This is a genomic window from Paraburkholderia sp. J94, from assembly GCF_905220285.1.
GTDB lineage: Bacteria > Pseudomonadota > Gammaproteobacteria > Burkholderiales > Burkholderiaceae > Paraburkholderia > Paraburkholderia tropica_A.
The window spans coordinates 460,960-477,101 of record NZ_CAJMZH010000005.1; the positions used below are offsets into that span (position 1 = coordinate 460,960).

Here is a 16,142-nt window from a genome sequence, read left to right on the forward strand (position 1 = left end):
GCACTGCAAGCAACAAACCGGCCGCAGCCGGGTTTGTTGCTTCAATTACTGAGGATTGCTCTCCAACTCCTTGACCCCGTATTCAAGCATCGCCTTGAACTCGCTTAAATCGAAGTGCCAAGCGCCATTTTCAGCAGCCGGGTAGATCTCAATCTCGTAACCACGACCGGGCTCTTTCGATATTTCAGCAACCTGCTGGTTCTCATGCCAGATTTCGTAAATGAGGTTCTCCCTGTCAGTTACACTGGCAATCTGCGCTCTTAGCGATTTCATTTGTTCGGCTCCAAGAAACCAATAAACCTTCCATCTGCTCCGTACCGAATTCCTCGCCCATCAGAGGCTCGGATTTCGATGACATTGCCATAGCGCCCACGATTCAATTGCTCAACTGTGCGACCGGGATCATTGAGGATTTCATCCACAACCTTTTGGCCTTGCTCATTGATGGCTGCCGGATTTCCCTTGGCGGCCGGGAAGGCACTATCGTCGCGACTACCGTGTTTCTGCAACCCTCGCCCTGCGGCACTCAACTCACCAGATTTATCGGATGCATCTGGCGCCTTCGCGGCATCCGACAGGTCGTTGACACTCTTTCCTCCCAACGGCTGATCGCCGTTTCCGCTATTCAGCGTCGCGTTGCCCGGAGCGTACCCTGGCGTTCCCGGCGTTACTGCCGGCACCACCGTGCATACCGGCGGCACACATACCGCAACTGGCACCACTGAACCACCCGCCGCCGGCGGCTTCGAGTTCCCACCGGGCCCGTTCAGGTCATCCGGGCTTACATACGAACCCTGCGACCCGTTCGCATTCACCAGCGCCGCAAACTGGTTCGCCAGATTTTCCGCGCCACGTCCTGCACTGGCAATCTGATCGCCGATCCAGCCAAGCGCAGAGTTGGCCGTGCTGCCCTGGCCGTTGCCGTTACCCGTACTCCGATTGTAGAGGTCCGCATTGCTCGCCGCGAACGCACCAGCGCCGCCGCCAACCAGCGCGCCCATGCCGCCTGCAAGGATGTTGGCCGAAACGTTGCCTGCCAACTGCGCTGCATCGCCGCCGCCCAGCGCATCGCGCGTGCCGTTCGCAAGACGGTTCAGATCACCCGCAGCCCAGGCCGCAACTCCCGCGCCCGCTGCACCGGTTGCCGCACTTCCGATGCCGCCGCCGCCCAAGCCGCCTATGAGTCCGCCGCCCGCGATGTGAAGGGCGATCCGGTTCGCCCCGCCTTCAGCCCACGACTTCACGTCGGCCATCGCGGCATTGTAGGCGTCCATGTCGCCCGCTGCCTTCGCCGCGTCAGCAACCTTCTGCGCATCGGCCTTCTTTCCATCCGCATACGCGCCAATCCCCTGAGAAACCGCCTGCCCCGCCGCCTGCGCGGCCTGCATCATGTCGGCCTGCTTGTTGAGGATCTGGTTCACGTCCGGCGCAGCCGACACGTTGCCGTTCGTGTTCGCCGTATCGCGGCTCAGGCCCGCGACGTCCTGCGTCTGCGCCGCGCCGTTCGTGATGTTGATCGTCCCGGTGCTGACCGCGCTGCGCGTCGTCGCGCTTTCGTCGCCGTTCTCGTGCTGCGCGATCATCGGCGCGAGCCCACCCGAGCCCGGCACCGACGCCGGGCCGACCGCCTTCTCCTGCGAGCCGCCCGGCGACAAACCGAACGAGCCGCCGAAACTGTTCGCCGAGTAGTGCGAGTGGTTGTCGATATCGGCGTAGGTGAGCGAGCCGGTCGTCAGGCTGTTCTTCGACGCGTCGGCGGTGCTGGAAATCACCGCGCCTGTCAGCGCGGTATTGCCCTTGACGTTGACGTCATAGCCGCCGTCGCCCGCATACAGTCCTGCCTGCTCGTTTACGCCCGCATAGTTGCTGTCGGCCTGGCCGTTCTGTGCCGAGATACTCGCGCTGCCGCCGCCCTGGCTGATCGAGAAGCCCCCGCCGACGCTGCTCTGATGCGCCGCGCTGCTGGTCTTGTCCTGCACGCTCTCGATGTTCAGATTGCCGCCCACGTCCGCGCTAATCTGTTTGCCCGCGACCTGCGAGCCGAGCACGTTCGTATCGCCGCCCGAGCTGATATTGACGCTGTTCGCGCCCGTCACATGCGAGGCGTTCTGGATCGAGGCGTCCGAGTTCGCGTCGCCGTGCGCGTTCGACATGGCCGCCGAGACGCCGAAGCCCTGCGTGCCGTACGACACGCCGACGCTCGCACTGCTCGACGAGTTCGACGAGCGCGTCGAATCGGTGTCCGTCGTGTTGATGACGTTCACCTGATTGTTTGCCGCGAGCAGGACGTCGTTCGCGTTGACGTCCGAGCCCGCGATCGTCACGTTGCCCGAGCCCGGCGTGCCGTCTCCGGTCGCGACGAACGCCGCCGTCCCGCCTGCGCGAACGCTCGATCCGCTGTGCGTTGTCTGATCCTCGCTCGCGTCGCTGCGGCTCTGGCTCGTCCCGAATGAGAGCTGTACGCCGATGCTCGGCGCGCCCTGGCCGGTCGCGCCGCCCGCGAGCGCCTTCGCGCCCATGCCCGCCATCGCGACATCACCCGCCGCCGCGATGCCGTGCAGCGCCGCCGCGCGGCTGTTGCCGTCCTTGCCCGTATCGCGGCTGAGGTTCTCCGTCTCCGAGATCGCATTGTTAATCGCGTCACCCACGCTGCCCGAGAGGCCGAGCGTGAATCCGCTCTGTTTCATCTCATGCTGCTCGTCGTGATGCGTCGTTCCCTGCGCGGCCTCGATGCTGACGTTCGCGCCGGTCCCGGTCACGTTCTGCGCGGCGATCACGTCGCTACCCCTGACCGTGAGATTGCTTCCCGCGATCATGCTCACGCTGCCGTCCGTGCTGCCGACGAGGCTCGAATTGTTCGAGACATACGAATCGTGCGTCGTGTCCTTCTGGTCGCGCGTGCCGTAACTCAGACTCGCGCCGCCGCCGCTGAGCGCGCCGAAGCCCGAACGCTTTTCCTCATGGAAAGTGCTCGACTCGCCCTTGTCCTGCGAGGTCGTGACCGTCAGGTTGTTCCCCGCCGCGAGCCCGAGATCATGGGTCGCCGCGACGGTCGAGCCCGTGATCGTCATGTCGTGGCCCGCCGCGCCCGTGACCGTATCGCCCGAGACGGTCGAGCCGGTCGCGTAGGTGTCGTGCGAGTTCGACGTATCGGTCGTTTTCGTGCTGGAAAGGAAGCCCGAGTGCTTCGAGTCCTCCCAGTGCGACGCCGTGTGCGTCTCGTCGACCGAGCCGATATTGACGTCGCCTGTCGCCGAGAGCGTCGTCGCGCCCTTGTCCGACGAGACCGTCGAGCCCGCGATGTTCAGGTTCCCGGTACCGCCCTGGCCTGCGACGAGCGTCGTACTGCCGCCCGCCTGAACGGTGCTGCCCTTGACCGTCTCGTCGTACGTCGAGTTCTTGCTGCGGGCAAGGCTGCCGCCCATCGACTGCCCGTTATACGAGGCGGCATCGGTCGCCACGCCGACGCTCAGGTTGCCGACCGCGCCCATCGCGACGTCGCCGCCTGCCTTGACTGTCGTGTTGACGAGCGTCGTATCGCCGCCCGAGACGGTCGTGACGTTGCCCGCCGCTGCAATCGCGCTGCCGACGTTGACCGTCGCCGTCTTGTGACCGCCGTTCAGGCCATCGCGCGTGCCGACATCCTGCGTCGCGTCGAGCTGGACGGTTCCCGCGTGGATATTGTTCGCTGCCGCGAGCGTCGCGTCGCCGCCCGACTTGATGACCGAGCCGCTCAGGTTGACGTCATGCCCGGCGATTGCCGTCACGCTGTTCGCGCCCGAGATCGTCGCGACCGCCGTGACCGCCATGCCGCTGGCACTCGCCTCGAAATCCGCCGTCGTGCCTGCGGTCGTGCTCGCCTTCTGCGTGACCGAGACGTTGTTGATATCGTGTCCGGCGCTCACGACGGTGGCGACGCCGCCGATCTGCCCGCCGATATTGTTCACGTCCTCGACCGCCGCGACCGTGGTCGTGCCGCCGCTGCCGATCACGCCACGATTGACGATGTTGTTGCCGATCACCGTCGTCGCGACGTCGCCGACGACCACGCCGCTGATGTTGGCGTTGCCGCTCGCGTTCTGGACAACCTTGTTACCCGTGACGATTGCGCCGCTCGCCGTCAGATCGACGGTGTTCGACTGCGCGAGGTAGAGCTTCGGCACGAGGACGGTCTGCGTCGAGCCGTTGGCGAGCGTCACGCTCTGGCTGACGAGCCAGACCATGTCGGTGGTCAGTTGCGCCATCTGCGCGTCGCTCAGCCCCACGCCAACCGTGAGGTTAAACGCCTTCGAATACGCGACGCCGTTGTTCATGAGCGCCGTGTACTCGTCGAGGTTGTCCGAGTAGCCGCTCAGAAATACGCGGCCCGTCAGTTGCGTGACCTGGTTACGGATCAGTTGCGTCTCGTAGTACGCATCGCCGAGGCGCTTCTCGACATTCGCCGGATTTATCCCCAACTGGCCGAGCATGTAGTCCGACGAGATGAATTTCGTGTAGCTCGTAAATCGCGGATTCGTCTCGATCAGGAAGCTGGTCCCCGGCGCCGTATCGTAGGTATAGAGCGCGCTGACGGGGAGCTTGAGGTCGGGGATGCCGCCGCTCGCAGTACCGAGCGTCTGCGGCTTCTTCGTGCTGTCGCCCGTGGCCGCAACCGACGCCGCCTCGCCGCCGCCCGTCGCCGCACTGCCGACCTGCGTGCCGGTTGCGTTGCCGCCCGAGACGCCGGAACCGGTAACGGTCTGCCCCTTGCGGTCGACCGACGTCACGTTGATATCCTGCGCCTGCGTATCGACCGTCTGGTTCGACGACGCAATCGCGGGCAGCGCGGCGACGGTCGTCGATGCAATGGGTATGTCCGTCTGCGTAAAAGTCTTGAGATCGGCATTGCGGCCCGACTTCTGGTGCCAGTAGAACGTCGACTCCGTCGTCTCGGTGCCGGTCTGCTGGAGGACGATCCCGTCGTCGTTGACGCTGCCGCCGTCGGCGCGGCGAATGAGATCGCCGCCCGCCGCCATCGTCGACGACTCGTTATTGATCGCACCGCCATCGCTGTTGATGCGCATGGTCCCCTGCGAGACCATGTTCGCCGCCGTCCCGGCGTTCAGCAGGCGGTCGGTCTGCATCGTGGTCGTCGTCGTTCGGGCGATCTCGATGTAGTCGTGATTGTCCGTACCGAGGTCTGTACGCACCTGTACCTGATCGGGGCGGATCTGCGTATTCGGGTCGAAGTCCGGCCAGAACGTGATCGTGACCGTCCCGTCCGCGTTCTGGGTCAGGCTGTTGTAATACTGCGTCGCGTTGTTCGTGACCGTGCGCGTGGCGAAGCCGGTTGTCAGCACCTCATAGCGGTCGGTAAGCGGTGTCGTCAGCGAGAAGGTTTGTGCGCCCGTGTCCAGGTTCGTGACCTGCGAGGCGGGCAGCGTGACCGTCAGCGGAGTCGCGAGCGCATTGCGCGTTTCCGTCCCGAAGCCACCGGCCCACCAGCGCCACGGATACCTGTAACTCTGGAAATAGGCAAATTCCGGCCCGGCATAGTCGTTCCCCATGTCGGCGGTCCACAACGTCAGCGCCGGACTCGTGGTCGAGACGGGCGTACCGGCCTCGGTCACGACGCCCGTACGCAGGTTGTTCAGCGTGTGCGCGGCGACGTCGATATCGCCCTCGGCCTGGATGCTCGACGCGCTGTTCGTCAGCACGTTCATCGGGTTCGCGAGCAGGCCCGACGCGTCGCGCGTGCCGTCGCGCGCCATTTCCAGATTGCCGCCGCTGTAGATGAACGCGCCGTCGAGGTTCTGTACCGAGTTCTGCGCGTAAATCCCCGTCCAGCTCGCGCCCGCGATGATCGCCGCCGCCCCCGAATTGATGACGTCGTACGCGTTGACCGTGACGGTATTGCCGAACACCGCGCCCGTATTGTTGAGCGTCGTGCTGTTCGTCGTGACCTTGTCGCCTTCGATCACGCCCGCGTTGTCGATGCTCCCGCTCGCGCTGACCGTAGTGTTCGACGAGTTCATGTCCGCGCCCGCCTCGTTGACGACGTTCGCGCCGACCGCGTCGAGGCTGCCGCCCGCCGCCATCTGCCCGGCGTTCCTGAGCGTGCCGCTCGCGCGGATCGACATGTCGCCGTCGGCGTTCAGGCTGTTGGCCGCGCCATTGGCATAGTCGCCCGCGATATCGAGCGCGAGATTGCGGCCTGCGGTCATTTCGCCGTCGCCGCTCACTGCGCCGCTCACGTCGATATCGCGGTTCGCGCGGACCTTGCCGCCCGCGTTCGAGAACGAGGCGACGTTCGCCTTGACGTCCGTGCCGCCGAGAAGGGTGCCGTCGTCGTTGACGACTGTCGTCGTCGACTGGCCGACGTTCAGGGCTGTGCCGCCGTAGGCCGTGCCGCCCTGGTTGTCGATCCGCTCGCTGATGCCGAGATTCGCCGCGCCGCCCGCGACGACCTGGCCGCCTTTCGTGTTGTCGAGCGTCTGGCCCGAGAGGTCGACGTCGCCGTTACCGCCGAGCACGCCGCCCGCATTCGCGATAGCCGAGCCCGAAGCGATGTTCGTCGCGCCGTCGCCCGCGTTCGTGATCGCGCCGTTCGTGTTGTCGATGCGCTGCCCGGCGATATGCGCCGTGCCGTGCGCGCCATTGGCCGTGATTGCGCCGCTCGCGTTCGCGACCGCGCCGCCCGCGCTGACGTCGAGATTGCCGCCCGTCTGCGCATTGCCGCCTGCGTTGTTGAAATCGCCGCCGGTTGTCGCGCTGAGTCCCTCTGCGCCGTAGAGCAGGCCACTCGCGTTGTCGATGCCGTTCGTCGCGTTCACGCTCGCGGCGCGCTGCGCCGTGGCGCTGCCGTTCCGGTTGTCGATGTTCGCGGCGTCGAGCGTGATCGCGCCGTTCGAGGCGATCTTGCCGCTGACGTTCGAGATTGCGCCCGTCGCACCCGCCGCGCCCGTTGCGCTCACGTCGAGCTTGCCCGCTCCCGCGTGCTGGATCGCGCCGCTGTCGTTATCGACCGTTGCGCCCTTGATCGAGAGGTCCGTCGCGTTCGACGCAATCGTGCCGCCCGCGCTGTTGTCGAGCTTGCCGCCCGCCGAGAGCGCCTGCGCACCCGTCCCCGACTGGATGACTTTGCCGCTGACGTTGACGAGGTCGCCTGGGGTCGTGACGTCAACCGAGACGCCTTCGATATCGCCCTGCGTGTTGTCGATCGAGCCGCCCGCGACCTTCGTCGTCGTCGCCGAGACCGTTCCGCCCCGGTTGTCGAGCGCGCCGCTCGCGCTCGCGTTCAGCGCCTGACCGGCGAGCAGCTTGCCGTCCTCGTTGACGATCCGCTGCGCCGTAATGGCGAGGTTCTGCCTTGCCGTCGCGCTACCCCGCGACGTGTCGACCGTCTGCCCGGCGATGGCAACCGAACCGTTGCTCGCGATCTTGCCGCTGACGCTGGAGACTGCGCCCGTCGCCCCCGTAGCGCTCACGTCGAACTTGCCCGCGCCTGCATGCTGGATCGCGCCGCTGTCGTTATCGACCGACGCGCCCTTGATCGAGAGATCCGTCGCATTCGAGGCGATCTTGCCGCCCGCGCTGTTATCGAGCTTGCCGCCCGCCGAGAGCGTCTGCGCGCCGCTGCCCGACTGCGCAATCGTTCCGCTACGGTTGACGAGGTCGCCCGTCGTCGCGACGCTGACGCCCGTTCCGTCGATATCGCCCTTCGTGTTGTCGATGGACGCGCCCGAAACGTTGACGGTCCCGCCCGAAAGCGTCCCGAGGACGTTGCTCAGCGCGCCGGTCGCGCTCGCGCTCAGTAAGCCGCCCGCCGTCACGCTGCCGCTATTGCCGAAGCCCCAAGCGCGAATGACAGCGTCGTGCAGCGCCGAGAACTGCCCGACATTGGTGAAGGTATTCGCGCTCGCCGAGACGTTCCCGTTGCCGCCGATCACGCCACCCGCGCCATTGACGAGCGCGCTGCCGATGACGAGGTTCAGGCCGTCCGCATTCAGCGAGAGGATATGCCCGCCGGTATTGTCGAGCGAGCCCGCGTTGATCGACTGTGCGCCCGCCGCCTGCGCGACGCCGCCCGTATTATCCGCCGCGCCCGCGACGTTCGTGCTGAGTGCGCCGCCCGAGATAATCTGTCCGGCCCGGTTCGAGAGCGCCGCTGCGTCGAGGGTCTGAGAGCCGCCCGAGGAGAGCGTCGCGTGATCCGTCGTCACGGCGCCTCTCGCGCGCGTGGCGAGCGCCTGACCCGCCTTGACGTTCGCGCCCGCGAGGTTCGCGTCGCCCGCGTTCGCCGCGAGCGTCATGTTCCCCGTCGCCGACGTCTCGCTGCCCGCGAGGTTCAAGCTCGCGCCCGCGAGCACCGCGTCGCCGCCCGCGAGGTTCGTCCCGGTCGCGCTGAGCGCGCCCGTCGTGGTCAGATTCAGCGCGCCCGGTTCCGTGACGACGCCATCGCCATTCACGCCCGCGCCGAGCGTGCCGCTCGAAGCGATCGAGCCCGCGTTCGCCGCGAGCCCGCCTTGCGCGGCCATCGTGCCGCTGTTCGCGAGCGCGCCGCCGGTACTTGCGACAAGCGACTGCTGCGCGTAGGTCGTCCCGCTGTTGTTGATCCCCTGACTCGCGTTGAGGATCACGTTCCCGCTTGCCGTCGTCCTGCCCGTGAGCGTTACCACGCCGCCCGCCGAGAGCGTAAAGTCGCCCGCCTGTGCGGCGATCACGCCCGCATTCGAAACCCCCACCCCAAACTCGTTTGACGAAAGCAGGATTTTCCCTGCGTACATACCACCCAACTGACTCACGTCGATCGAGACCGGCGACGGCGCACCATTGCCCGTAATCGGCGTGGCCGCGAGCGTGTCGTGATTGATGCTGTTCGCGCCCGCGATGACGTTCAGATTCTTCGCGTGGATCGCCGCGTTCGCCTGCACGGCGCGCGCGAGCAAATCGACCTGATCGACGTTCGACGCATTGAAGCCCGCGCCGCTGACCGTGATGCTGCCGCCCGTGACCGTATAGCCCGCGAGCGCGCCGTTCGCATCGAGATTCGGCACGCCGGTCGTGAGGACGACCCGGGGCGCGTTGATGAAGCCGCCGCCGTTAATCGAAATCCCCTGCGGGTTCGCCAGCACGAACGTCGCGGCTTTGCCCGCAATCTCGGTCGGGCCGTTGAGTTGCGACGGATTCGCGCTGTTGACCTGATTGACGATGATCCGCGCCGACCGGCCCGCTGCGTAGTTGGGATTCCCGTTGACGTAGCCAGCGATCTGCGTGTTCACGACCGTCGGCGAGTTGTTGATCACCGCGCCGTTCTTCTGCACATCGAACTGACTGTACGAGTTCATCGAGACGCCCGCCGCGCTCGGCCTGTTCACGTTCACCTGCGGCAAACCGTTCGCCGTCTGCTGAACCTTCGGCGCGTTCGCCCCGCCCGGGACAATCTGCGCATACGCGCTACCCGAGCCAACCGGAATGCCGATCAGCAGAACGGCAGCGACGGTCGCGACGACTGTGCGCTCGCCCGCACCGCATTTGCGGCTCGCGCTCGCGGTTTCTTCAACGGGGATTAACATGCCGCGCGCGCGGCTAAAGACCAGCCTGTAGCTTCTATTCACGGTGCAGGACTCGCTAACGATTCATTACGCGATCCTGACAGTCAGGTTTTCTCAAAACACGTCAAGAATCATTAAACAGAGCGTGCGCGCAGCTTTTTAGGATTTCGCTTAAAGAATTAACTTGAATGTGATGCGCGAGGCATCGCGCGCGTGGCGCATGGACAACACGCAAGACGGGGACAGTCACCAGCCACACCCATCCCCCGACTAGAGTCGAACGACCCCTCTCATGGCGATATGCGCATCGGGATGCCGGCCTCGGAGGACTGGCCATGCGTCCTGCTGTGCGGCATGCGGCGACACCGAGACCATCCGTATCGTCGAAAGGACCGGGCGTCGAACGCCCGCGTACTGATAGGTGTACTGCACGACATATTTGTTCATCGAGTCTCCCACATCCATCGGGTCGCGCCACAAGGCGGGCGCGTCCGTAACGATGACTCGCGAACTATCTCAAAACAAGTCAACCAATGTTCAACACCACACAGGCGCTCACCATGCCGACGCCGAAAATCCCGTGATCCACGCGCGCTTTTCCTTCGCATCCGTCGAGAAAGCGTGGAAAGAATCCGCGTTCTCGACAATCGCGCGCCGATGCCGCCCAGCGAGAAACACGCGTTTCAATGCGACGAAACAAACACCGCATCATCAAATGCTTCAGGAATCGCAAAACTCTCACGCATGCGCCTCGTTTCCGCCGCTGGCGTCAAACCAAAAAGACGCTTGAATTCGCGGCTAAACTGCGACGCGCTCGTATACCCCACCGCGTGACACGCGGCCTCCGCAGTCAGATCCTGGCGCACCATCAGCAGACGCGCCTGATGCAGTCGCGTCGACTTCACGTACTGCATCGGCGAGACCTGCGTGATGGTCTTGAAGTGACTGTGAAAGCTCGGCACGCTCATGCCCGCCGCCTCAGCCAGTTGCGTGACGTCGAGCGCCTGCGCATAACCGGCGTGAATCAGCCGCAGCGATTTGCCGATGCGCCCGAACTGCCCTCGCATCGCCAGCGCCTCGCGCATCGAACTGCCTTGCGCGCCCGTGAGCACGCGGAAATACAGTTCGCGCAGCAGACTCGGCCCGAGCACGGCGGCTTCTAGCGGCCGATGCATCGCTTCGAGAAAACGCAACACGGATGCCTGCATCGCGTCGTCCATCGGCGTCGACATCATGCTTTGCGGCGCCTGCGCCGGTTCCGCCGGCCCTTCGCGGTCGATCTGCATCGCCAGCTCGGCGGCCAGCGTGAAATCGAGGTGCAGATAGAGCGCGAGCAGCGGGCGCGCCTCGCTCGCGTCGGTTTCCATATTGAACGGCACCGGCACGGAAACGGCCAGGTAATGACGCTCATCGTAGAGATAGAGCTGATCGCCGAAATAGCCGCGCTTGCGGCCCTGGCAGACGATCACGATGCCCGGATCGTAGAGCACCGGCGTGCGCGCGAGCGGCCGGTTCGAGCGCAGCACGCGCACGCTCGGCAGCGCGGTGAGGTTGTAGCCTTCGTCGGGCGCGAGCGCGTGCAGCAACGCGATCATGCGGTCCTGGCTGTTCGCGGCGGCCTGACGGGAAGAAGAAGCACGTTTCGCATTCATAGTTTCAGGCAAGAAAATTACCGGATTCTGGCTTAATCAGTCCGATTCATAAGACTAGTATGCACGTTCCAGTCACGAATCGGGAGAACCGGAAATGGCAAGCAGCAAAACTCTGCTCATCACGGGCGTCAGCAGCGGATTTGGGCGCGCGCTCGCGCAGGAGGCGCTCGCGGCGGGCCATCGCGTCGTCGGCACGGTGCGCAGCGAGCAGGCTCAGCGCGATTTCGAGGCGCTGCACGCGCAGGCCGTGGCGCGCGTGCTCGACGTCACCGACTTCGACGCGATCGACGCTGTAATCGCCGACATCGAAGCGAGCGTCGGCCCCGTCGACGTGCTCGTGAACAACGCGGGATACGGCCACGAGGGCGTGATGGAAGAATCGCCGCTCGCGGAATTGCGCAAGCAGTTCGACGTGAACGTATTCGGCGCAGTCGCGATGATGAAGGCCGTGCTGCCGTTCATGCGCGCGCAGCGGCGCGGCCACATCCTGAACATCACCTCGATGGGCGGGTACATCACCATGCCGGGCATCAGCTATTACTGCGGCAGCAAATTCGCTTTAGAAGGCATTTCCGAAGCGCTCGGCAAGGAGGTCGCGCCGCTCGGCATCGCGGTCACGGCCGTTGCGCCGGGTTCGTTCCGCACCGACTGGGCGGGCCGCTCGATGATGCGCACGCCGCGTTCGATCGCCGACTACGACGCGATTTTCGATCCGATCCGCCAGGCGCGCGAGGAAAAGAGCGGCAAGCAACTCGGCGATCCGCACAAGGCCGCGCGCGCGATGCTCGCCGCGATCGAAGCCGAAACGCCGCCCGCGCATCTGTTGCTCGGCAGCGATGCGCTCGGCCTCGTGCGCGGCAAACTCGCGGCGCTGGAGCAGGAGATCGGCGCGTGGGAAAGCGTGACGATCTCGACGGACGGTTGAGCGGACGATCAATCCAACGATCAAGCGCGCGCGGTTTATCCCTGCACTTCGTGGGCGTCGCGCGCTTCGTCCTCCGCGCCGTCGTCCCACGCGGGAAACGGATCGCTATACGCGATCCACGCCTGCGGCCCCTCGGCCATTTCGGCGTCGCTGAGCAAACAGGCGTCGAGCCGCGCGCGCAAGCCTGCTTCGTCCATCTCCATGCCGATCAGCACGAGTTCCTGGCGCGCGTCGCCGACATGCGCGTCCCAGTTTCCTTCGATGAATTCGAGCGATTCCGCGTCGGTCGGCCAGCGATGCTTCGGCACCGCGGCCCACCACAAACCGGCCATGCCGTGACGGCACACCGCGCCCGCCTGCGACCACGACGCCGCGTGCGTCGGCCGGCTCGCGAGCCAGAAGAAGCCCTTCGAGCGCACCACGCCCGGCCACTCGGAATTGATCAGCGCCCAGAAACGCTGCGGATGCAGCGGCCGTCGCGCGCGCCACACGAAGCTCGCGATGCCGTATGCCTCGGTCTCCGGCGTGTGCTCGCCGCGCAATTCCGCGAGCCAGCCCGGCGCTTTCGACGCTTCCTCGAAATCGAACAGGCGCGTATCGAGCACGCGGTCAAGCGGCACGCGGCCGAACTCCGCGACCTCGATGCGCGCGCGCGCATTGAGCCGCTGCAGGATCGCCATGAGCCGTTCGAGCGCCGCGTCGTCGATCAGATCGACCTTGTTGAGCACGATCGCATCGCAGAACTCGATCTGTTCGATCAGCAGATCGACGACCGTGCGCGTGTCCTCGTCGCCGAGCGATTCGCCGCGCGCCTGCAGGCTGTCCTGCGAGCCGTAATCGCGCAGGAAATTGAACGCATCGACCACCGTGACCATCGTGTCCAGACGCGCGACGTCCGAAAGACTCTGGCCGCTTTCGTCCGCGAACGTGAAGGTTTCGGCCACCGGCAGCGGCTCCGAAATCCCCGTCGATTCGATCACGAGCTGATCGAAACGCCCTTCGCGCGCGAGCCGGTTCACTTCGAGCAGCAGGTCCTCGCGCAGCGTGCAGCAGATGCAGCCATTGCTCATCTCGACGAGCTTTTCGTCGGTGCGCGAGAGTTCCGCGCCGCCGTTGCGCACGAGCGCCGCGTCGATGTTCACCTCGCTCATGTCGTTGACGATGACCGCGACGCGCCGCCCTTCGCGGTTGTTCAGGATGTGGTTGAGCAGCGTGGTCTTGCCCGCGCCCAGAAAGCCGGACAGCACGGTAACCGGCAAGCGTGAATCCATCGGATGACTCCTTCGACGAGTGTGGGGAAACGGGGTGTCCGTCTTATTGAGTGTTATGTTATAACATCGCAGACAAAACGGGCAACGAAGGAAACAGGTCAACGGGCGGGCCGCGTGGCTTACAATTCCGTTTCGTCATGCCCGGAAGCTGGTGCAAATCCAGCACGGTCGCGCCACTGTGATCGGCCTTCGCGCCGAAAGTCAGACCTGGGCATCGGCACTCATCAACCGTACTTTCGGGGCGCGAAACCCCTGGAGAAATCAGCATGACTGCACCGGCCGTCTCGCGGCGCGCGCTCGCTCGCCGCTCGTCCCTCGTCTCAAGCGTCCATTCGCTCGCGTGTTGCACGTGTTGCACGTGTTGCACGTGTTGCACGTGTCGCGCGGTATCGCGCGTCGGCATCGGCATCGCCTAGATCCGCCAGGCTCAGCGCCTCCGCTTTCTGTTTTTTGTTTTTCGCTTTCGCGTCGATCGCTTCGACGCGGGCCTGTGTGCGCGCTCGCGCCTCGCACGCCTCGCATAACAACACCGCACCGAACAAGAATGGACGTATCCACACCGCTTTCCAGCGCGCGGCGCTTCGCCGTGCGCGGCGCCTTCGCCTGCTCGTGCCTCGCCCACGCGGCTCACGCTTTCGCGGACGGCGAGACCGCTTCGTCCCCCGACGCCAGCACACCATCGTCAAACGCCACGCTGCCCGCCGTGCGCGTGAACGCCGCGTCCGCCACGAAGGCCGCATCCGGCAAACCCGATCTCGCGACGCCGCTCACCACCGGCAGCCGCCTCGGCCTCTCCAGCCTCGACACGCCCGCGAGCGTCGAAGCCATCGGCAGCGCGCAACTCACCGAGCGCGGCGACAACAACGTGACCCAGGCCGTCACGCGCGCCGCCGGTTTCGCCACCGACGCCGCGCCCGGCAACGGCGGCACCTCGCTCTCCGTGCGCGGCTTCAGCGGCCCCGAATCGGTCACCACACTTTACGACGGCCTGCGCATGTACGCGGGCGCGGGCACCGTGTCGTTCCCGTTCGACACGTGGTCGGCGGAACGCATCGAAGTGCTGCGCGGCCCGGCCTCAGTGCTCTACGGCGAAGGCGGCATCGGCGGCGTCATCAACGTCGTGCCGAAAGCGCCGCAACGCGACTACGCCACGACGATCCAGCTCGGCGCGGGCAGCTACGGAGAAAAGCGCGTGGCGCTCGACACGACCGGCGCGCTCGGCCCGATGCTGTCCTACCGCTTCTATCTCGCCGACGACCGCAACAACGGCTGGCTGCCGCGCGGCGAATCGCACACGACCGCGCTCGGCGGCGCGCTGCGTCTGGACGTGAATCCGCGTCTCTCGTTCACGCTCGATTACGACTACGGGCGTCAACTGCCCGCGCGCTATTTCGGCGTGCCGGTGACGGACGGGCAACTCGATCCCGCGCTCGAACGCCAGAACTACAACGTCGGCAATGCGTCGATCGCGTATTACGACCAGTGGACGCGCCTGAACACGCAATGGCGCGCGGCGCGCGGCATCATCGTGCGCAACCAGCTTTACTATCTGCTCACGAACCGCCACTGGCGCGACAGCGAAAGCTACACGCTGATGGGCGACGGCAACGTGCTGCGCAGCGACTACCTCGAAATCCTGCATCACGAACGGCAGATCGGCGATACGCTCGACGCGACCTTCGACGGCCGCGTGCTCGGTCGTCAGGACCGACTCGTCGTGGGCGCGGATTTCAACGCGATTTCGTTTCTCGACACCAGTAATTCTCCCTATGACGGTTCGTCGATCGTGCCCCAATCCGGCTTCGATCCGGGCGTGTTTTCGAGCCCCGATCCGACCGTGCCGCAATTTCGCACCAGCACGCGCCAGGCGTCCGTATACGCGGAAAACCGCCTCGAATTGACCGATCGCCTCGCCTGGGTCGCGGGCCTGCGCTACGACCACATCGACTATCACCGCGATACTTTTGCCACGGTCAGCGGTCCCGCGTCGTCGTTCGATCGCACCTTCGCGCACACGGGCTGGCGCACCGGCCTCGTGTTCTCGCTCACGCCGGACCTCTCGTTCTACGCGCAATACACCACGGGCGCCGAGGGCGTGGGCTCGCTCGTCACGCTCTCGCAGTCGAGCAGTAACTTCACGCTCGCGAACGGCGAGCAGTGGGAAGCGGGCGTCAAGCAGCAATTGTGGGGCGGCCGCGCGTCGTGGACGCTCGCGTTCTATCAGATCGTCAAGCGCGATCTGCTGACCACCGATCCGTCGAATCCCGATCTCACGCAGCAGGTCGGCAAGCAGTCGTCGCGCGGCGTGGAATGGACGGGCGCGCTGCAACTGGGCGGCGGCTGGTCGATCGACGCGAACGCCTCGTTCCTGCGCGCGCGTTACGACGACTTCAACGAAAGCGTGAACGGCCAGAGCGTGTCGCGCGCGGGCAATGTGCCGTACAACATTCCCGAGCAGACCGCGAACGTGTGGCTCGACTGGGCGTTCGTGCCGGGTTGGCGCGCGGGCGCGGGCGTGCATTACGTGGGCCGCCGTTACGGCGATACGGCGAACACCGTGTCGATTCCGAGCTACACGCTGATCGACGCATCGGCTTCGTGGCGCGCCACGCGCAATCTCACGCTCGCGCTCTATCTGCGCAATCTCACGAGCCGCACCTACGCCGTGACGACGCAGAACGACGGCGGCGAATGGCTGCTCGGCGCGCCGCGCTCGGGCTGGGTCACGGCCACGATGCGTTTCTGATTCATTTCATCAGGA

Annotated in this window: 6 protein-coding genes and 1 riboswitch; of the genes, 2 read left to right on the top strand and 4 right to left on the bottom strand. The window is 65.5% G+C overall.

Translation table 11 applies throughout. From position 1 onward, the window contains the following. Positions 1-45: 45 nt before the first annotated feature. From U4Y88_RS13250 to U4Y88_RS13260, 3 genes are all read right to left on the bottom strand, one after another. On the bottom strand, positions 46-273 hold the full coding sequence (locus tag U4Y88_RS13250) for a hypothetical protein (protein WP_321784418.1): 228 nt from the start codon (positions 271-273) through the stop codon (positions 46-48). Further along, a complete protein-coding gene (locus U4Y88_RS13255) occupies positions 270-9,596 on the bottom strand; it encodes a hemagglutinin repeat-containing protein (RefSeq protein WP_321784419.1) in 9,327 nt (3,108 codons plus the stop codon). Before U4Y88_RS13255 ends, U4Y88_RS13250 begins: the two co-directional genes overlap by 4 nt. Positions 9,597-10,216: 620 nt before the next feature. Continuing rightward, complete coding sequence (locus U4Y88_RS13260) at positions 10,217-11,128, bottom strand: AraC family transcriptional regulator N-terminal domain-containing protein (protein ID WP_415774439.1); 912 nt, start codon at positions 11,126-11,128, stop codon at positions 10,217-10,219. Between the two features lie 151 nt (positions 11,129-11,279). Between U4Y88_RS13260 and U4Y88_RS13265 the strand changes: the two genes are divergently transcribed. Further along, complete coding sequence (locus tag U4Y88_RS13265) at positions 11,280-12,110, top strand: oxidoreductase (protein ID WP_321784423.1); 831 nt, start codon at positions 11,280-11,282, stop codon at positions 12,108-12,110. Between the two features lie 35 nt (positions 12,111-12,145). Here the strand turns inward: U4Y88_RS13265 and zigA are convergent, their stop codons facing one another. Next, a complete protein-coding gene (gene zigA, locus U4Y88_RS13270; RefSeq protein WP_321784425.1) occupies positions 12,146-13,381 on the bottom strand; it encodes a zinc metallochaperone GTPase ZigA in 1,236 nt (411 codons plus the stop codon). A gap of 116 nt (positions 13,382-13,497) precedes the next feature. After that, a riboswitch (adenosylcobalamin (AdoCbl) riboswitch) is annotated at positions 13,498-13,646 on the top strand. 279 nt (positions 13,647-13,925) lie between these two features. Here zigA and U4Y88_RS13275 point away from each other — a divergent pair. Continuing rightward, positions 13,926-16,127, top strand: coding sequence for a TonB-dependent receptor (locus tag U4Y88_RS13275; protein ID WP_321784427.1), 2,202 nt, complete (start codon positions 13,926-13,928; stop codon positions 16,125-16,127). Positions 16,128-16,142 lie beyond the last annotated feature (15 nt).

Excerpts from the sequence above, each read along its gene's own strand:
- U4Y88_RS13250 (WP_321784418.1), bottom strand. The coding sequence starts at position 273 with ATGAAATCGCTAAGAGCGCAGATTGCCAGTGTAACTGACAGGGAGAAC.
- U4Y88_RS13260 (WP_415774439.1), bottom strand. The coding sequence starts at position 11,128 with ATGATCGCGTTGCTGCACGCGCTCGCGCCCGACGAAGGCTACAACCTC.
- U4Y88_RS13265 (WP_321784423.1), top strand. The coding sequence starts at position 11,280 with ATGGCAAGCAGCAAAACTCTGCTCATCACGGGCGTCAGCAGCGGATTT.
- zigA (WP_321784425.1), bottom strand. The coding sequence starts at position 13,381 with ATGGATTCACGCTTGCCGGTTACCGTGCTGTCCGGCTTTCTGGGCGCG.
- U4Y88_RS13275 (WP_321784427.1), top strand. The coding sequence starts at position 13,926 with ATGGACGTATCCACACCGCTTTCCAGCGCGCGGCGCTTCGCCGTGCGC.